17 protein-coding genes are annotated in these 17,239 nt (G+C 61.3%); 8 read left to right on the forward strand and 9 right to left on the reverse strand.

Annotated features, from left to right (window positions below; genetic code table 11):
• The first annotated feature begins 10 nt into the window (after positions 1-10).
• Both B7H23_RS04005 and B7H23_RS04010 read left to right on the forward strand, forming a co-directional pair.
• Positions 11-1,057, forward strand: coding sequence for a glycosyltransferase family 4 protein (locus tag B7H23_RS04005; RefSeq protein WP_094076059.1), 1,047 nt, complete (start codon positions 11-13; stop codon positions 1,055-1,057).
• Positions 1,054-1,746 carry a hypothetical protein gene (locus tag B7H23_RS04010; RefSeq protein ID WP_094076060.1) on the forward strand — a complete coding sequence of 231 codons (693 nt, stop codon included), beginning with the start codon at positions 1,054-1,056 and terminating at the stop codon, positions 1,744-1,746. Before B7H23_RS04005 ends, B7H23_RS04010 begins: the two co-directional genes overlap by 4 nt.
• Here the strand turns inward: B7H23_RS04010 and B7H23_RS04015 are convergent.
• Both B7H23_RS04015 and B7H23_RS15990 read right to left on the reverse strand, forming a co-directional pair.
• Positions 1,716-2,894, reverse strand: a complete 1,179-nt coding sequence (locus B7H23_RS04015) for a glycosyltransferase family 4 protein (protein WP_158215758.1) — start codon at positions 2,892-2,894, stop codon at positions 1,716-1,718. The genes B7H23_RS04010 and B7H23_RS04015 overlap by 31 nt on opposite strands.
• Before the next feature lie 2 nt (positions 2,895-2,896).
• The gene (locus B7H23_RS15990) at positions 2,897-3,646 is read right to left on the reverse strand and encodes a glycosyltransferase family protein (protein WP_158215759.1); all 750 of its coding nucleotides are present in this window, start codon (positions 3,644-3,646) and stop codon (positions 2,897-2,899) included.
• 362 nt (positions 3,647-4,008) lie between these two features.
• On the opposite strand from B7H23_RS15990, the gene B7H23_RS04020 reads away from it, so the two are divergent.
• Positions 4,009-5,196 (forward strand): glycosyltransferase, encoded by a 1,188-nt coding sequence (locus B7H23_RS04020; protein WP_094076062.1) that lies wholly within the window; start codon positions 4,009-4,011, stop codon positions 5,194-5,196.
• 4 nt (positions 5,197-5,200) lie between these two features.
• Here B7H23_RS04020 and B7H23_RS04025 read toward each other — a convergent pair whose 3' ends face one another.
• The 4 genes from B7H23_RS04025 to B7H23_RS04040 form a co-directional block, all read right to left on the reverse strand.
• Positions 5,201-5,908, reverse strand: a complete 708-nt coding sequence (locus tag B7H23_RS04025) for a Crp/Fnr family transcriptional regulator (protein ID WP_206608843.1) — start codon at positions 5,906-5,908, stop codon at positions 5,201-5,203.
• Positions 5,909-6,412: 504 nt separating this feature from the next.
• On the reverse strand, positions 6,413-7,837 hold the full coding sequence (locus B7H23_RS04030) for an NAD-dependent succinate-semialdehyde dehydrogenase (RefSeq protein ID WP_094076063.1): 1,425 nt from the start codon (positions 7,835-7,837) through the stop codon (positions 6,413-6,415).
• Between the two features lie 169 nt (positions 7,838-8,006).
• Positions 8,007-8,951 (reverse strand): LysR substrate-binding domain-containing protein, encoded by a 945-nt coding sequence (locus B7H23_RS04035; RefSeq protein WP_094076064.1) that lies wholly within the window; start codon positions 8,949-8,951, stop codon positions 8,007-8,009.
• 8 nt (positions 8,952-8,959) lie between these two features.
• Positions 8,960-9,736, reverse strand: coding sequence for an aspartate dehydrogenase (locus B7H23_RS04040; RefSeq protein WP_094076065.1), 777 nt, complete (start codon positions 9,734-9,736; stop codon positions 8,960-8,962).
• A 158-nt stretch (positions 9,737-9,894) separates the two neighbouring features.
• On the opposite strand from B7H23_RS04040, the gene B7H23_RS04045 reads away from it, so the two are divergent.
• The 5 genes from B7H23_RS04045 (at position 9,895) to B7H23_RS04065 (ending at position 14,371) form a co-directional block, all read left to right on the forward strand.
• Entirely contained in the window at positions 9,895-10,848 is a 954-nt protein-coding gene (locus B7H23_RS04045; protein ID WP_094076066.1) for a dihydrodipicolinate synthase family protein, read from the forward strand.
• Between the two features lie 110 nt (positions 10,849-10,958).
• Positions 10,959-11,501, forward strand: coding sequence for a 3-hydroxyanthranilate 3,4-dioxygenase (locus B7H23_RS04050; protein ID WP_094076872.1), 543 nt, complete (start codon positions 10,959-10,961; stop codon positions 11,499-11,501).
• 42 nt (positions 11,502-11,543) lie between these two features.
• Positions 11,544-12,518 (forward strand): TRAP transporter substrate-binding protein, encoded by a 975-nt coding sequence (locus B7H23_RS04055; RefSeq protein ID WP_094076067.1) that lies wholly within the window; start codon positions 11,544-11,546, stop codon positions 12,516-12,518.
• 63 nt (positions 12,519-12,581) lie between these two features.
• A complete protein-coding gene (locus tag B7H23_RS04060; RefSeq protein ID WP_094076068.1) occupies positions 12,582-13,115 on the forward strand; it encodes a TRAP transporter small permease in 534 nt (177 codons plus the stop codon).
• Complete coding sequence (locus tag B7H23_RS04065) at positions 13,112-14,371, forward strand: TRAP transporter large permease (protein ID WP_094076069.1); 1,260 nt, start codon at positions 13,112-13,114, stop codon at positions 14,369-14,371. The genes B7H23_RS04060 and B7H23_RS04065 overlap by 4 nt, the downstream gene beginning before the upstream one ends.
• Positions 14,372-14,470: 99 nt before the next feature.
• Here B7H23_RS04065 and B7H23_RS04070 read toward each other — a convergent pair whose 3' ends face one another.
• From B7H23_RS04070 to B7H23_RS04080, 3 genes are all read right to left on the reverse strand, one after another.
• Positions 14,471-15,067 carry an SDR family oxidoreductase gene (locus tag B7H23_RS04070; protein WP_094076070.1) on the reverse strand — a complete coding sequence of 199 codons (597 nt, stop codon included), beginning with the start codon at positions 15,065-15,067 and terminating at the stop codon, positions 14,471-14,473.
• Positions 15,068-15,115: 48 nt separating this feature from the next.
• A complete protein-coding gene (locus B7H23_RS04075) occupies positions 15,116-16,492 on the reverse strand; it encodes an NAD-dependent succinate-semialdehyde dehydrogenase (RefSeq protein ID WP_094076071.1) in 1,377 nt (458 codons plus the stop codon).
• A gap of 65 nt (positions 16,493-16,557) precedes the next feature.
• Complete coding sequence (locus B7H23_RS04080) at positions 16,558-17,235, reverse strand: type 1 glutamine amidotransferase domain-containing protein (RefSeq protein WP_094076072.1); 678 nt, start codon at positions 17,233-17,235, stop codon at positions 16,558-16,560.
• Between the last annotated feature and the right edge of the window lie 4 nt (positions 17,236-17,239).

Raw genomic sequence — 17,239 nt, forward strand, 5'->3', positions numbered from 1 at the left:
TCATTCGGTCATGAAGATCGCACAGGTTGCGCCCCTCTGGTTTCCCGTTCCGCCGATCGATCACGGTGGAACCGAGCGGGTCGTCCACGATCTGACGAACGCCCTTGTCGATCTTGGCCATGAGGTGACGCTTTTCGCGGCGGACGGGTCGAAGACGAATGCGCGACTGATACCCCAAGGCCCGGCGATCGCGTCGATACCCGATGCCCCGCCCTCCATGCCGAGCGCGGCGGAATGCGTGATGCTCGATCGCGTGGCGGCGATGGCCGACGCATTCGACATTATCCACTGCCACACCGAACTCTATCACGCGGCGGTTCTGCATCCTTATCGGCACAAGCTCTGCATGACGATCCACTGGCGTGCGGACGAAGCGGACCGGAAGGCCTATTTCTCCCATTTCGACGATCTGGCCGTGATTGCGATCTCGAAGAGCCAGCAGGGGCAGTTGCCGCCATCCAACCGCGCCGGCCTCGTCCATCACGGCATTCCAGGAAATCGCCTCGCCTTCGAACCGTCGGAAGAAGGGCGCCTTGCCTTTCTGGGTCGCATGACCGACCAGAAGCGCCCCGACCGGGCTATTGCGATCGCACAGGCGGCAGGCCTTCCGCTCGACCTTGCCGGCACGGTCGATGTCGGCAATCCCAGCTATTTCGAAAGCCATGTGACGCCGCATCTTTCCGAGACGATCCGTTATGTCGGACCAGTCAACGAGACCGGCAAGCAGGCGCTGCTCGGTGGGGCGACCGCTCTTCTGTTTCCCATCGACTGGCCGGAACCGTTCGGCCTGGTCATGATCGAGGCCATGGCTTGCGGCACGCCGGTCATCGCCTGGCGGAACGGCGCAGCGCCCGAAATCGTGGAAGACGGCGTGACCGGTTTTGTCGTGGAGACGGTGGACGAAGCGGTCGAAGCCGTTCGCAAGGCGCGGCAACTCGACCGCGCCACGATCCGAAAGCGTTTCGAAGAGCGCTTCACCGCGCCCGTCATGGCGGAAAACTATCTGGCGGCGTATCGGCGCCTGATCGAAGGCTCCGCGCGGTCGGCCGGATCATGAGGGTTCCGTCCGATGTGCCGACATGCTGGCCGAACGCCGATCCGTTCTGCGAGCTGGATACGGCTCGTTCCATCGCGATTGTCGGCAACCGCCCCGACGATTTCGGCGAAGGTGAGTTCATCGACGCTGCCGACCGTATCTATCGCTTCAACAACGCTTTCGGGTTCGGTGGGCAGACCGGCCATCGTATAAGCGACCTCGTGGTCGTCAATTATGGTGGGGCGATGGCCGAATGGCTCGATGAAGCCACGCTTGAACAAAGCCCTGCATTCGCCGCCGCGCAGCGCATCATTCTTCCCATCCATCCGGACAAGGACCATGCGGTCGTGCCGCCGCTGACTGCTGGCGAATGGGCCGAGCTCGACGGACCGCCGCTGACCGAACGCGCCATTCGCCGCTTCTCGCATCGTGGCAAGAGGGTTCGGTTGCTGCCGGCAACCTGTTTCATCTCGGCCGCCACCGCCATCGGCATAGAGCCTCTTCGCCGCAACTCCCCCGCTCCCAGTTCCGGCTATCTGCTGGTCAGCGCCATTCTGGAAAGGACCCATCCCGACCAGACCGTCACCATTCATGGGTTCGGATTCGAAGGCTGGAACGGTCATGATTTCGACGCCGAACGGCGATGGTTCGCGCGTCAGGCGAGCGCAGGTCGGCTGATCTACGCGCCATCCTCCAGCATCGAACGGTAGATTGCGAGCGTGGCCGCGCCGAGAGCCTCGCGCGTCAAAGTCGCCGCGTGATCGATTCCCGCTTCCCGAAAATCTGCCTGTCTTGCGGGATCGAGCGCCGTGACAATGGCGTCGGCAAGGGCGGTGTCGTCACAGCGTTCGGCCAGGACGCCGCAGGGCACGGCTGCGAGGAAGGCCCGTGCGCTAGGATCCTCGCGACAGGCGATGAGGGGCCGACCGAATGCAGCCGCTTCCCGATAGACGATGCCGTAACTCTCGTATCGCGACGGCGCGACCACAGCGGCAACCGACCCCAGCAATCGGCGGATCGTCCGGTCGTCCGCACGGCCATGCCAGACGATGTGTTTGGCCGTGTCTTCCGGCAGATCGTCTCGTACACGTTGCCATTCATCGTCGCTCAGCCCGACCAGATGAAGCGTGAGCGGCGGCTCGCCGCGCTCCGCGCGCTTCCGGTTCGCCAGAGGCATGGCCGCCATCAACGCATCGAACCCCTTCCGGCGTTCGGCCCGACCGATGAACAGCAGAGCGGCGGCGTCCGGTGCGGGCTTCGATCGTGCGCCCTCGGCAATGAGGTCGTCGGCAAGCGACAGGCCGACCACGCGATGGTTCGGATCGTCGGGCGGCAGGCCATAGAGGTCGACGATCGTCTGCCGGTGCGGCCTCGTGTTGCTGATAAGGGCATCGGACCGCCGCGCCGTCTGCCGTTCCAGCCGGTGCGCGTACCAATTGTCGATCCTGTTGCGCGGCGAAGGCTGCGCTTCGAAGGCATCGGCCGCCGGCGTGGAATTGCGAACCAGTAACGGCACCGATCCGCCCGTAAGAAAAGCCGCCGGCGCATACCAGTTGGTCGCCTCGATCACATCAAACGGCGTTTGCCTGTGGGCCCGCCGAAACGCCGATGCGAACGCCGCCGGCGCGACAAGATGGCCGATAGCCGCACGTTTTCGCAGGAAGGCCGGTAAACCCGTTTTCGCAGGCGCGCAGCCGATCATCCGCCCGAATGCGGTCTCTTCGGTTCCAGACCGGTCTGCCGAAAAAACGGTCACTTCCGCTCCATGTCCGGCTAGCCCGTGTGCGATCTCGCTCGCCGCACGGCCAAGGCCGGTCGGTTCCGGCGGGAAGTCCCAACTGAGAAGCGCGACACGCATGGTCAGGCCGTGGACCAGAACGGCAAGCGAAGAGCAAGGAGATCGGCATTGCGATCGGCGCTTTGGCCGAGTTGCGCATAGGCCCGGTGCCGCGCCTCGATCCGTTCGCCGCTCAGGAAATGATCGAGCGCCCCGGTCAGAGCAATCGTCGTGCGCGGCCATTCATTGCAGGCATCGGGCCGCTCGTGGACGGCTCCGACGAAGCGGACGTGATTGCGGATCAGACGGTACTGCGTGTCCGGGAAAAGGCTGGCCATCTGTCCATCGACAAGATTGCGCCGTGGGAAGCCGACTGCGTCGATACCGTCCTGCCTGGCCAGTTTCGCCAGCGGCCGCATCGTTGCGAGAAGCGAGTGATCCGGCCATTCGTCTATGTCGAGATGAAAAGCCCAGCCGGTCTTAACAATGGCCTGTGCCGCATTGCGCTGACCGGCAAAATCGCCATCGATGCGCCGCTCCAGAACGGTCATCGCTTCATCGTCCGCCAGCCGGACCGGGCCGGCGGTCGTATCCTCCAGAACGATGACGATCTGGTCGAAACAGAAACGGAGATCCCGCACGCGAACGAGAAGATCGGATGTGACCCTCGGGGCGAGCATGACAAGCGCAATCGTCTCCTCCGCCGCCTGGACCCGTTGAAACGGAATGATCTCGGCGGGCGGGCGATAGTCGGCGTGGCCGGATGGCCGGTGCTTCGTTCGCAGCCATACATGCTGCTCGCTTGCCGCAATGCGCGCCGTATAGGCATCCATATAATGCGAGCTGTCTCCGAGCCGTCCTTCCGGCAGAACGCGCCGTCCGAGCGTAGCCGCTTCGCCAAGGTCGCGGTTCGCCGTATCAGCCTCCCATCTGCCCGACTTACATCGCGCACCGCAAAAGTCGCATATCGTCCAGCCGCCTTGAACGGGACGATGCGCTGCATTCGGTGCGGAACACACCGCGCAACGGCCTGGCAATCGGGGAAAGAGCCGCTTCATCGCAGCGAAATTAGAACCCTGTGGCTCGTGGCCAATAAGCGGCTTCACTTGATAAAGATTGATCGCTTCGCGCTTTGTTCGGCAAGGCTGCGTTCTAGATGACTCTCCCAGGACATTTCCCTGTTTCGAGTTTCATCATGCCGTCCGACATCCATGCCCTGCCATCGAACGAGATAGCCGATCGGAGGCCGATCGGCTTCTTCGTCCATCATCAGGGGCGCGGCCACGCCAAACGCTGCGAGGCGATCATCCGGCACCTGCCGGACCGGCCGATCACCATCTTCACCGCCGATCCGTCGATCATCTCGCTCGAGCAGGACAATGTGTCCGTCGTTCGCCTGCCGGAGATGATCGCGCAGCCATCACGCACCCATGCGCTGCACGAACAGGTCGCACCGAGGATCATGCATTGCGCGCCGCTTGGCGTCCGCGCCCAGACCGAACATATGGGCATCATGGCCAAATGGATGATGGAGGCGGATCCGGCGCTGATGTTCATCGACGTCTCTGCGGAGATCGCCATGCTCTGCCGGATCCTGAGCATACCGGCGGTCAAGGTGCGGATGCATGGCGACCGGAACGATGCGGGTCATCTGGGCGCCTATGATTGCTGCGTGGCGATGTTCGCTCCTTACGCGGAAGCATTGGAACAGCCCGACTACCCCCGCGAATGCCACCGGCGAACCTTCTATTCGGGTGGGTTGTGCACCACAACCGACGCCGTACCGGCGAAGAAGGAGGCGAGGCGGACCTTAGGATTGGCGGAGGATCGGGAGATCGTTCTCGTCCTGTCGGGCGGCGGTGGAGCCGGCGCGCCGTTGGCGCCACTCACCATGGCGGCCCGCGCCAGGCGGGACGCGCTCTGGCTGACGGTCGGGCCGGTCAGCCGCGAAGGCCATGAGACCGAGTTTCACAATCTGCAGGAATGCGGTTGGGTACAGCGGCCGCTCGACTACATTGCCGCCGCCGATATTGTCATCGCATCGGCGGGCGACAACACCGTCCATGAGATCGCACGGGTCGGGCGGCCCTTTCTGTGCATTCCAGAATGGCGCTATTTCGATGAGCAGCGGATCAAGGCCGAGCAGATCGAACGCCTCGGAGCCGGTGCGGCGGCCATGGTCTGGCCTGGCAGCACCGATCAGTGGCTCGCGGCACTGGAGAAGGCGCGTCAGACCGACATCGAAGCGCAGAAGAAGCTGTTTTCAGCCGATGCCGCCGAGCGCAGCGCTGAATGGCTCAACCGGCTGATCGACCGCCTTTGGCAGGGCGACGGCCAATTGCACGACGACGAAACCGTTCTAAACGGCATCGCGGCGCAATAAGGCGTTACGAAACCGCCTCGCCGCTCCAGATTCGTGCCAGCGCCTGATCGTCCAGATAGAGGTAGGACGGCTCGAACTCGGCAAGTTTCCAAAGCTCCTTCAGATCGGCGATCTCGACCGTGCCGTCCTTGAAATAGGCGACTTCGCGCTCGCGCAGTTCGCGCAGAACGCGATTGGTATGGATCGCCGTGATGCCGACCACTTCAGCGATATCGGTCTGTTTGAGAGCCAGATCGAATGTCGACTTATCGGCAATGCCAATGCCGACTAACCGTGCGTGGCATTCGGCGAAGAAATGCGCAACGCGCGCCACGGCGCGCAGTGTGCCGATCCGCCAGATCCACTGGCGGTGAACGGCCGCGTCCAGAAGGGTGGCGAACCAGAGCTTCCGCGTAAGGTCGGGATGGTCGTATTGAAGCTGGCGAAGGTCGGCATGTTTGAAAACGGCCAGCGTGACATCGCTGAGCGCGCCGACATCGTGATCGAGATATTTCAGCGGATAAGCGTGAAGGTCGAGAAAGTCGCCGGGGAAATGCAATGACAGGAGCTGTCGGCGTCCTTTCCGGTCATCGCGCTGGCGGCTGACGATTCCGCTCATGCACAGAAGCGAAATGTCCAGTTCCTCATTGCGCCGGACGATAGTCGAGCGGGCTTCGATCTCTCGCTTCTCGAAGACCAGATCGGAGAGGATCGCCTTTTCCTCATCCGTCAATTGTCCGTGCGAACGGCCTTCGAGGAGATACGGGCTGATGGCGTGCCCGGACGATGGCAGCCCCGTCGCCCCGATAGGGCTATTCGATGAGTGGTTTGACACGAGCCGCCTCTTCTATCGCACCCGACACCAATGGAATAGATGACGAATTAAAGCGGCGAAACAGGCATTCAAGCTGTAACCGTGACAGAGGAGACGTTTAAAGCCCCGGCCCATCCTTCGAGGACAAGAAAGAGCTTTACCCCCGCGATGACGGCAGGAAAGATACAAAGACAGCATCTCTTTTGGAGACAACCAGCTGGACCATGCTGTTTGGGACTATCGCGCGGATCATCGTGGCTGTTCTTCTAGAATATTCGATTTCGGCAGCGGCGCAAAAAGCCCGCCTCAGCTTTCTGGAACGTCGGCATCGCCGTGGCGATCTGCGGCGTACTGTTTGGCCAGGGCAGGCTCTCTTTAGCGGCGGGAAAGCCGCGCCCGCAGCATGATCCGAGCCGATTCAGCTTATGCCGCGCAGTACCAGACGTGCTTGACGGTCATATAATTGTCCAGTCCTTCGGAGCCGCCTTCGCGCCCGTAACCGCTTGACTTCACCCCACCGAACGGTGTTTCCGGCATGGATGCTTCCAGCGTGTTGATCGACAGGTTGCCGACTTCGACTTCGTCCACCAGACGGTCGATATAGTCGGCGCGATTGGTGAATGCGTAGCCGGCAAGACCGTAAGGAACCGAATTGGCCTTCTCGATCGCATCGTCCAGAGACCGAACCGAATTGATGACCGCCAACGGGCCGAACGGCTCTTCCTGCATGATCCGCGCATCGTCCGGCGCGTTCAGCACGACCGTGGGCTGAAGGAAGTAGCCCTCATTGCCATGCCGCGCGCCGCCGGTGGCGATAGTCGCGCCCTTCTGCCGCGCATCCTCGATAAGCTCGGTCAGAGCGGGCAGCCGCCGGCTATTGGCCAGCGGACCCATCTCGACTCCTTCATCCAGACCGTTGCCGACAACCGTCGCGGCCGCGCGGGAAACGAAGGCCGAAGCGAACGTATCGAACAGGCTTTCATGAACGAAGAAGCGGGTCGGCGAGGTGCAGACCTGTCCGGCATTGCGCATCTTGCGAACTGCGCCAGCCTGGCCTGCGTCCTGCGCGCCGGCATCCTCGCAGACGATGACCGGCGCATGTCCGCCAAGCTCCATCAGAACCGATGTCATATTTTCGGAGGCCATCGTCGTCAGATGCCGCCCGATGGCGGTCGAACCGGTAAAGGCGACGAGACGGACGGGGTCCTGCGGAATGAGATGGGCGGATATCGCCGCCGGATCGCCGAAGACGAGGTTCAGAACGCCGCGTGGCAAACCGGCATCCTCAAAGGCTTTGGCGATGTGAATAGCCCCGGCGGGGGTCTCTTCGGCCGCTTTCAGAATGACGGAGCAGCCCGCCGCCAAGGCGCCGCCGATCTTCCGGGCGGGCTGGCTCATGGGAAAGTTCCATGGCGCGAAAGCCGCGACAACGCCGATAGGCTGGTGATGAACGGCAAATTTCTGCCCCTTCGGGGCGGGAATGATCCGGCCATATGTGCGCATCGCCTCGCCGGCGTCCCATTCGAAGAACTCTGCGCCGCGAATAACTTCGAGCCGGGCCTGTGCGAGCGGCTTTCCCTGTTCGAGCGTGATGGCCTGGGCGATAGTCTCCTGGCGTTCGCGCATCAGCCGGGCGGCGCGTAGAATGATGTCGGCGCGATCTCGCGGCGACGTCCGGCTCCATATCCGAAGGCCCGCCTGCGCGGCGGTCAGCGCGTCGTCCAGATCGCTCGTCTGCGCACATGGCAAACGGCCGATCACAGCCTCGGTCGCCGGATTGACCACCGGCATATCCGTAGCCGAGCCGCGCCATTCGCCTGCGATGTAGAGCTTCAGTTCAGGGTACATTACGCCGACGCCTCCTTGATCCAGCGTCTCCAAATCAGGCAAGTGCGCCCATCACTTCAAGTGAATTAGCCGAATACCGATATCGATTCGACGAATACCAGCCCATCGCCGGACACGGCTCTCCGCACCCGACTGTCAAAACCAGGGACATGGCGGCGATCCCGCGACGCTAGCGTTGCGCGGCAGCAGTATGGAGCGCCTGCCGGAAGGCGAGTCCAGCCGGCGAAAGGCTGCCATCGGTTCGATAGGAAATACCGATGGGTCCCCGCCCGAATGGCACAGCCCAGTCGAGCCGCGACAGATTGCCGTTTTCGATGTCCTGCGAGACCACTTCCGCCGGCATGAGACCAATCAGATCGCGCATCTGCAGGAGCGATCGGGTCGGCAGATAGGAGACCGACTCGATGGCGAGTTGAGGCTGGTATTGCCCTTCATTGACGAAGAACTGGTTGATCTGACGCCGCAATGTGGTCTCGAGCGGCGGGAGGATCCAACCGAACGGCTTGATCTGATCGAAGGACAGCGCCGCCTTCCCGGCCAACGGGTGCTGGTTGCCGACCACGGCGAGAACACGATCTTCGAACAGAATTTCCTGCGTGATCTTGTCGCGATGGCGATGCGACGGCAAACGCCCCACCACCATGTCGATCTCGCCTGAAAGCAGGGCCGGCATCAGTACCTCATTGGTGCCCTCATTGATCTTGATCGCGACTTTCGGCCGTTCGGTCAGCAGACTGTCGATCGCCGCGGGCAGCAGGCTCGTGGATGCGGCAAGCAGAGTGCCGACCACCACCCGACCGCTATTGCCTTCATTGAGATCGTCGAGCTCCTGCGCGGCGTTCGACACCTGCGCGAAGATAAGCTTGCCATGACGGATCAGGGTCTGACCGAAAACGGTCGGAATCACGCCCCGGTTCGTGCGGCTGAACAGCTTCACCTCGAAATCGAGTTCGAGATCCTGAATCATCTTGGTGGCGGCAGGCTGGGAAATGCCGAGCTCGCGCGCCGCGCTCTGTATATTGCCATGATCGCCCACGGCAACGAGCAGGCGCAGCTGGCGCAATTTAAGCCGGGTCAGGGCGCGGTCGACAATACGGGAATGCCTGGCGATCATAAGCGCTACTATATGGCGATCGGCTGGAATGTCTGTTCCAGCTTGCTGACGGCGCTCATCGCCGCGAGAGCCGAACTGCGCGGATTGTTCGGCAAAGAGCGGCCCTTGATCTCAAAACGCAGACTTCCGAACTCCCCCTCCGCCTCGATCTGGTGGATATTCTCCGTAATGTCGGCGTCCGCGATCAATTGGACTTCCGTTGCGTCGAACCCGACCCCGGCCAGCGCGACGGCCGCCGCGACATTGGCGTTCTTCGGGTAGGCCAGCGCCGCCTCGCGGGCCGTGCCCTTGAAATGCGGCCATGCGCCGCTTTGAAGCCGGTCCAGATCCAGCGACGCCTCCGCCGGCGATCCCTTCCATCCGCCCGGCGGCTTGCGTCCGGTATAGGTCACGCGGTCCAGCCGACCGATACGGGCAGCCTGAAGGCAATCAAGCGCGCCGATGGCGCCGCTGGCAAGATGTAGCCGTGCCTTGCCGTGGCGCGCGGCCGCCTCCAGCTCTTCGTGCAACCTGATGTCGGCCAGCGCCCCGACCGAAACGGTAATGAGACTGATCCCACTGGCCAGAATGTCGGGACCGTAATAGGCGAGTGCGGTATGACCGGCGCAGTCGATCACCGCATCCAGATCGTCCGGCAGATCCTGAACGGCCGCGACCTGGAGCGGCTGACCCCGCTCGATACTTCTTTCACGCAGCAGAACTGCGCCCACCACATGGCCACGCTCTTCGAGAGCGGTGCTCACATAATGCGCGATCGCACCTTTTCCGATCAGGCCCAGTTTCATCGTCACATCTCTCTTTTCGCAATGAAGTAGCCTGAATTGAAAGGAGTTTGGTATCGAAATTTTTGATAGCCAGTTTTCGTCTTTCGCATTGGCTGCGGCGGCCGGACGCGCCCTTTTAGGCGGCTTTCACGAATAGCTGGCCAGGAAGGTACTGACAGATGAAATACAAGGCTCTCGATGCGAAAGAGTATGCGCGCGAGAACATGAAGGGGATCTGGGCCGCCGCGCTCAACCCGTTCGACGGCGATCTGGCTCTCGACGAACAGGCGCTGCGATCCAACATCCGCCACTGGATCGACGAACTGGACATTCAGGGCCTGTTCATCGCTGGCAAGCAGGGCGAGTTCTTCTCCATGAGCCTGGAGGAACGCAAACGCAATTTCGAGATCGCGGTGGACGAATGCGCCGGAAAGGCCGGGGTGATCGTCTCCGTCTCGGACCAGAATATGAACACGGCCATGGAACTGGCCCTGCATGCGCAGGATTGCGGCGCCGACTATATCGTGCTGCACGCGCCGGTGCTGAGCTTCGTTCAGGATCGCGGCGAAGTTCTCTACCGCTACTACAAAGCATTTTGCGACGAACTCGACATCGGCATCGCCATGTGGAGCCATCCCGATAGCGGCTACGTCATGCAGCCGGAGGAATGCGCGCGCATTGCCGAGCTGCCCAACATCGTGGCGATCAAATATTCGGTGCCTCGCCCGATGTATGTGGAACTGTCGCGTATGGTCGGCGATCGGATTTTGGTGTCGACCTCTTCGGAAGACGAATGGCTCGACAATATCGAGGAGCTTGGATGGCAGCTCTACCTCTGCTCATCGCCCCCCTATCTGCTGCAATCGGCCAAGGACAAGCGGATGGACGCCTATACGCAGCTGGCCTTCGCCGGCCAGTTCGAGGAGGCCCGTAAAATCCGCGACAGTCTGGAACCGGTCCGCGAAGCCATCAAGCGTGCGCGCCCTGCCGATAAGCCGCAGGCTTTCGGAAAATACTGGCAGAGCCTCCTGGGCCAGGCCGGCGGGCGGGTGCGCGCGCCCATGCTGGAACTGACCGACGCCGAAAAGACGCTAATCGGCGAGGAATTCGGCCGGTGCGGCCTCAAGGTCTGATCGTTTGGCCCGGGACGCTTCGATATAACCAATTCCGATACCGACTTCGCCAATAGAGCTTTGCGGTCATGGGCGAAATCCCGGAAGTTTTCATCGACGGAGACACACCCATGACAAAACTCAAAGCTTTCAACTTTCAGGCCTGGATCGATGAGCACCGCCATCTTCTGAAGCCGCCGGTCGGCAACCAGCAGATCTGGGAAGATGCCGACCTTATGGTCACGGTGGTTGGCGGGCCGAACAAGAGAACCGATTATCACGACGATCCGGTCGAGGAATTCTTCTATCAGCTCGAAGGCAATATGGTGCTGAAGATCTATGACGGAGAAGAGTTCTACGACGTGCCGATCCGCGAAGGCGAAATCTTTCTTCTGCCACCGCATGTCCGCCACTCGCCGCAGCGGCCCGAGAAAGGCTCCATCGGTCTGGTTGTCGAACCCAAGCGTCAGCCCGGCGAACTGGATGCCATCGAATGGTACTGTTTCGAATGCAGCTCTCTCGTCCATCGCGCAGAAATGCAGTTGAAATCCATTGTCGATGACCTGCCTCCCGTTTACGAACAGTTCTATGCATCGGAAGATCAAAGAACGTGCCCGAACTGTAAAACGGTGCATCCTGGAAAAGAACCGCCCGAAGGCTGGGTAACTGTCTGAAACCATAACGCATGTAACGCAATGGACCGACCGGGGACGATAATGACACGATTTGCAAAACTTCTCGTATCGACTGCCATTCTGGCCACGACGGCTTTTTCGGCCCATGCCGAAGATTTCCGTCTGGGCCTGATCACGCCGCCGCCGCACATCTGGACCAAGGCGGCCGAGGCCTTCGGCGCCGAACTGGCCGAAAAGAGCGATGGCGCGCACAGCGTATCGGTCTTTCCCGCACGACAACTGGGCAATGAAGCCGAAATGCTGCAGCAGCTTCAGACCGGCGCGCTGGATATGGCGTTCATGACCGTCGCCGAAGTGTCCAACAGGGTGCCCGACCTCGGTGCGTTCTATGCGCCCTATATGGCCAAAGACATCGAACATGCCGGCCGTATCCTGCGTTCAGACGTCGCAGCATCGTTGCTCGAACCGCTGCCCGGCCAGGTCGGCGTGGTCGGTGTCGGCTACGGCATGGCGGGTCTGCGGCAGATCGTCAGCCGTGGAGACGTGGACAGCGCTGACGATCTGAGCGGCCTGAAGCTGCGGATCACCCCTTTCGCGCCTATTCTCGATTTCTACAACGCCCTCGGCGCGGCCCCGACGCCGATGCCGCTCCCCGCCGTCTACGATGCGCTCGCCAATGGGCAGGTCGATGCGATCGACATGGATGCCGAACTGATCTGGGTGTTGAAATATTACGAACACGCCGACACGATCCTGCAATCGGATCACATGATGTTCCCGATGGTGGGGCTGGTCTCGGCCAAGGTCTGGTCCCAGCTTTCCGAAGAGGATCGCGCCATGATCCGGGAACTGATGGCCAAGCATGTCGACACCACGATCGACAGCTACATCGCCAAGGAGGCGGACTGGCTGAAACAGATCGAAGGCACCGGCAAGACCTATACCAAGGTCGACGCATCCTTCTTCGGCGACGCCATCGAGAAATGGAACGCGATCTGGTCCGAAAAAGCCTCCTCCCTGGCCGATTTGCGCTCCGTCGCCAAGGATACCGAGTAAACTTCGCGACGGGGGCCTGTCGATGCGCAGGTCGAGCCTTCTTTGTTTCTGTAAGGATCGGTCATGCTATATCGGCTCTCGGCAGCCTGGGCGAAGATTGAACTTGGATGCGCCGCGTTTCTGGCGCTCGGCGTCACGGTATTGATCCTCCTCAATGTCGTGACGCGAACCGCCGGCAACGCTCTGTTCTGGGTTGACGAACTGGCCATCTACGCCATGGCCTGGATGACCTTTCTTGGTGCATCCGCTTCCCTTCATTACCGCACGGCCGTCGCCATAACGCTTTTGCCGGATGCGGTACCGCCGCGAGCGCGGGCCGTTATTCTGAAGACGGTGGATGCGATGGTTTTCGCCTTCGCCCTCATGATGGTCTGGTTCTGCTGGCGCTGGTTCATGCCGCTCGAACTGTTCAGGGCCGGGCTTGACACGATCGCTTTCCAAGGCACGACCTTCAACTTCATCTACGCGGAACCGACCTCGACCCTCGGCGTACCGAAATATCTCTTCTGGCTGGTAATGTGGCTGTTCGCGCTGGGCGCGACACTGCACTCCGCCGTGCATTTGCTGCGTCCGCCGCTAAGCGAGCCCGGCGCATGAGCCCGATCGTCTTTTTCGTCGCGCTGTTCGCCTCGGTTCCCGTCGCGATCGTTCTGGCGATCACCGCGATCTGGTACATCTGGGAAAGCGGCAATACGATTCTGTTCGACAGCTTCGCGCAGAAGATCTTCGGCGGCGTGGAGAACTACGGTCTCCTGGCCATCCCGCTCTTCATGCTCACGGGCGAACTGATGAATGAAGGCGGCATGACGCGCCGCCTGATCCGTATGGCGCAGGCTTTCGTCGGCGGCTTCCGGGGCGGCCTCGCCTATATCAACCTTCTGGCCAACACCTTCATGGCCGCCATAATCGGCTCGGCGACCGCGCAGATCGCCGTCATGGCCCGCGCTATGGTGCCGGCCATGGAGAAGGAAGGTTACGACAAGGGGTTCGCGGCGGCCACAACTGCCGCCGGCGGACTGCTTGCGCCGGTCATTCCGCCCTCGATGATGTTCGTCATCTACGGCGTTCTGGCGCAGGTGCCGATTGGCGAGATGTTCATTGCCGGCATCATTCCCGGCCTTCTGCTCGTGATCGCTTTCGCTCTCGTCATCACGCTGATCGGCTGGAGCCGGGAGTTTCCCAAGGGCGAATGGATGCCCTACAGACAAGCAGGCCGCGCCGTGCTGGAAGCGCTGCCCGCGCTTCTTATTCCGCTCGCCATTATCGGCGGCATTCTGCTTGGCATCGCCACGCCCACCGAATCGGCGGCGATCGCTTCGCTCATCGCCTTCATCGTCGGCTGGCTCGCCTATCGCGATCTGAAACCCAGTCATCTGGGGGCGATTTTCCGTCGAACGGCCGCAAACGCCTCGATGGTCATCTTCATGATCGCGGCGGCGAACGTCTTTGGCTGGGTGATCATCTACGAAGAGGTGCCGCAGAAGCTGGCAGCGCTCATCACCTCGATCACCGCCGATCCGTTCATGTTCCTTCTGATCGTGAACCTGGCTTTGCTGCTGGTGGGTATGGTGATCGACGGGATCGCGGCAGTCATCCTCATCACGCCGATCCTGCTGCCGATCGCGACGGGTTCCTACGATATCAGCCCCTACCAGTTCGGCGTCGTAATCTGCCTCAACCTGGTTCTGGGCCTCCTGACCCCGCCCGTCGGCATCGGCCTCTATATCGCCTCGTCCATGAGCGGGACGTCTCCGACCGCCATTCTTCGGGCGATCTGGCCGTTCCTTCTGGCGGTCGCGATCGTTCTCGTGCTGCTGAGCTATTTCGAGGTGCTTTCGACCGCCTTGATCTAAGCTCGGGTGCAATTGCACCACCGCCCACGCCTTAGAACGTATCGGCCAAAAGGCCGGATCGTTGCTCTTACCGTGGGCAGCGGTGCTTTTACGACAACATCAAGCGGACTGCATAAGCAGTGCCTTTCCCAGCCAGCCATCGTCATCGACGGCCCGCGCCAGCGTCGCGGCGACATCGCCGCGAGCAGCCTCGGCTTTCGGGTCCACCTCGTCGCCAAGAAGAATGTCGCGCGTGCCGTCTTCATCGGTCAGTCGCACCGGGCGGAGAATCGCATAAGGCAGCCCGGACGCCTTCAGATGTTCGTCGGCCTCATGCTTGGCATTGAGGTAATGGGCCAGTTCGGATTGCGGATCAGGGTCGTCGGCCCCTACCGAACTCAGCATTACGAAACGCTTCACCCCTTCCTTCGCCGCCAGATCGATCAGACGCTTGGCGCCATCGCGATCGACCTTGTCCGTCATTTCCGGACCGGTGTCGCCGCCCGATCCAGCGGCAAAGACGACCGTGTCGCAGCCTTTGCAGACCCCGTCCTGCAGATCCGTGAGATCGCCTCTGCGAAGGGTGACGTCCTCCGGCAGGCCGTTGGTGTCGGAACCGTCGCGGACAAGTGCGATGGGACTGTGGCCATTTGCGATCAGTTCTCCGATCAATCGTTTTCCGGTATTGCCGGTCGCTCCTGCAACTAGAATGTTCATCGAATTTCCTTTTCTACGGTTCGTTCTGGCGTCTCTCAGCACCTTTGATCAGGGCAGAAAGATCGCCTTGGCATTGGTGAATTCCTTCATGCCGAAACCGCCATGCTCGCGGCCGTAACCGGAATTCTTCACGCCGCCGAACGGCATATTGGGGTCTGCCGCGCCAAAATTGTTGATCCGCACCATGCCCGTATCGAAATGGTCGCGGGCCAGCCGGATGGCCTTGTCTTCGTCGCGAGTGAAGATACCGCCACCAAGGCCATAACGGCTGTCATTGGCTATGCGCATGGCGTCTTCGTCGTCGCGGGCCTTTATGATCGAGGCTACCGGACCGAAGAGTTCGTCATCATAGGCGGGCGTGCCGGGCTGACAGTTGGCCAGCACCGTAGCCGGATAGTACTGGCCGGGCCCGTCCTGCGGATCGCCGCCGCAGAGCAGGTCGGCGCCGCCATCGAGACTTTCTTGGACCTGCTCGACCAGCGTGTCGAACTGATCCTTACTCGATACGGGGCCGAGCTGGGTCTCGTCCGCCGTCGGGTCGCCGATCCTGACCGCCTTCATCTGGGCGACGAAGCCTTCGACGAAAGCGTCGTAAACCGCTTCGGTCACGACGAAACGCTTGGCCGAAACGCAGGTTTCGCCATTGTTGAACAGCCGCCCCATGACACAGGTCTTCACAGCCAGTTCGATGTCGGCATCTTCGAGAACGAGAAAGGCGTCGTTGGAGCCCAGTTCGAGAACGGTCTTTTTGAGGTTCTTGCTGGCCAACTGGCCGATGTGACGACCCGCAGCGTCGCTACCCGTCATGGTCACGCCGCGGATCAGATCGTGTTCGATGATTCTGTCGGAAGTGTCGTGGTCGATCACAAGCACGTCGAACAGGCCTTCGGGCAAACCGGCTTCACGGCAAATTTCCAGCAGTTTGAGACCGCTGCCGGTGCAAATGCTGGCATGTTTAAGGATAACGCCGTTGCCAGCCATGAGATTGGCCGCCAGAACCCGGACCGGCTGATAGATCGGGAAATTCCAGGGCTGGATGGAGTAGATCACGCCGATGGGCGCATGGGTAACAATGCCGCGCTTCTTGCCGCCCTCATAGGTGCGTTCCTCGTCCGCGAGGACCTTCGGCCCCTGATTGGCGCTGTATTCGAAGATCTGGGCGCAAAGCTCGACCTCCATTCTGCCATCGCGCAGCAGCTTGCCCGTTTCGTGCGTCATCAGCGCGGACAGCGCTTCGGCGTTGTCGCGCAGCCCCTTTGCAATGGCTTGCAGATAGGGCGCACGCTCGTCATGAGATTTGAGCCGCCAGTCGCGAAACGCCATGTGAGAGGCTTCGATCCTAGCGAAGGCCTCATCCTCGCCCATCAACTCGTAGGTTTCCAGCTTTTCGTCGGTGGCAGGATTGACCGTGGTAATCGATGTCATTGAAAAATCCCCTTTTGAAATGCGAGGAAAAAAATGGGGCGCAGCGCTTGGCCGCGCCCCTGCACTTAGCTGAGCAAAGCCAGTATTTCGCGCGCCGCTTCAGCGGACGAAGCAGGGTTCTGGCCCGTTACGAGCTTGCCATCGCGCAGCACGAAGCTGGCCCAGTCGTCGCCGCGGGCATAGTCGCCGCCTTTCTCCTTCAGCATGTCTTCGACCAGGAAGGGCACCACATCGGTCAGACCTGCGGCTTCTTCCTCGCTATTGGTGAAACCAGTGACCTTGCGGCCTTTCACGAGGGGAGCACCCGACGCAGCTGTGACATGACGGAACACCGCCGGTGCGTGGCACACGGCCCCCACCGGACGATCGCTGGATGCGAACGCCTCGATCAGGCGGCGGCTGTCGGCGTCTTCCGCGAGATCCCAAAGCGGTCCGTGTCCGCCGGGGTAGAAGATCGCATCGAAGCTGGTGGCGTCGACATCGGCCAGACGCTCCGTCGTCGCCAGATGCTGCTTTGCCTCTTCATCGCCCTTGAACCGCTCGGTTGCCTCGGTCTGGTTGTCCGGCTCATCGCTGGTCGGATCGATGGGCGGCTGACCGCCTTTGGGAGATGCAAGCGTGATATCCGCGCCGGCATCCTTGAAGACATAATAGGGCGCGGCGAATTCTTCGAGCCAGAAGCCGGTCTTCTTGCCGGTATCGCCGAGTTCGTCATGCGAAGTCAGAACCATCAGAATTTTCATAATA

It is taken from the genome of Notoacmeibacter marinus, assembly GCF_002238045.1.
Classification (GTDB): Bacteria; Pseudomonadota; Alphaproteobacteria; order Rhizobiales; family Rhizobiaceae; genus Notoacmeibacter; species Notoacmeibacter marinus.

What these genes read in the sequence shown, in the direction of transcription:
- B7H23_RS04005 (WP_094076059.1), top strand. Translation starts at nt 11, where the DNA reads ATGAAGATCGCACAGGTTGCGCCCCTCTGGTTTCCCGTTCCGCCGATC.
- B7H23_RS04010 (WP_094076060.1), top strand. Translation starts at nt 1,054, where the DNA reads ATGAGGGTTCCGTCCGATGTGCCGACATGCTGGCCGAACGCCGATCCG.
- B7H23_RS04015 (WP_158215758.1), bottom strand. Translation starts at nt 2,894, where the DNA reads ATGCGTGTCGCGCTTCTCAGTTGGGACTTCCCGCCGGAACCGACCGGC.
- B7H23_RS15990 (WP_158215759.1), bottom strand. Translation starts at nt 3,646, where the DNA reads ATGGATGCCTATACGGCGCGCATTGCGGCAAGCGAGCAGCATGTATGG.
- B7H23_RS04020 (WP_094076062.1), top strand. Translation starts at nt 4,009, where the DNA reads ATGCCGTCCGACATCCATGCCCTGCCATCGAACGAGATAGCCGATCGG.
- B7H23_RS04030 (WP_094076063.1), bottom strand. Translation starts at nt 7,837, where the DNA reads ATGTACCCTGAACTGAAGCTCTACATCGCAGGCGAATGGCGCGGCTCG.
- B7H23_RS04035 (WP_094076064.1), bottom strand. Translation starts at nt 8,951, where the DNA reads ATGATCGCCAGGCATTCCCGTATTGTCGACCGCGCCCTGACCCGGCTT.
- B7H23_RS04040 (WP_094076065.1), bottom strand. Translation starts at nt 9,736, where the DNA reads ATGAAACTGGGCCTGATCGGAAAAGGTGCGATCGCGCATTATGTGAGC.
- B7H23_RS04045 (WP_094076066.1), top strand. Translation starts at nt 9,895, where the DNA reads ATGAAATACAAGGCTCTCGATGCGAAAGAGTATGCGCGCGAGAACATG.
- B7H23_RS04050 (WP_094076872.1), top strand. Translation starts at nt 10,959, where the DNA reads ATGACAAAACTCAAAGCTTTCAACTTTCAGGCCTGGATCGATGAGCAC.
- B7H23_RS04055 (WP_094076067.1), top strand. Translation starts at nt 11,544, where the DNA reads ATGACACGATTTGCAAAACTTCTCGTATCGACTGCCATTCTGGCCACG.
- B7H23_RS04060 (WP_094076068.1), top strand. Translation starts at nt 12,582, where the DNA reads ATGCTATATCGGCTCTCGGCAGCCTGGGCGAAGATTGAACTTGGATGC.
- B7H23_RS04065 (WP_094076069.1), top strand. Translation starts at nt 13,112, where the DNA reads ATGAGCCCGATCGTCTTTTTCGTCGCGCTGTTCGCCTCGGTTCCCGTC.
- B7H23_RS04070 (WP_094076070.1), bottom strand. Translation starts at nt 15,067, where the DNA reads ATGAACATTCTAGTTGCAGGAGCGACCGGCAATACCGGAAAACGATTG.
- B7H23_RS04075 (WP_094076071.1), bottom strand. Translation starts at nt 16,492, where the DNA reads ATGACATCGATTACCACGGTCAATCCTGCCACCGACGAAAAGCTGGAA.
- B7H23_RS04080 (WP_094076072.1), bottom strand. Translation starts at nt 17,235, where the DNA reads ATGAAAATTCTGATGGTTCTGACTTCGCATGACGAACTCGGCGATACC.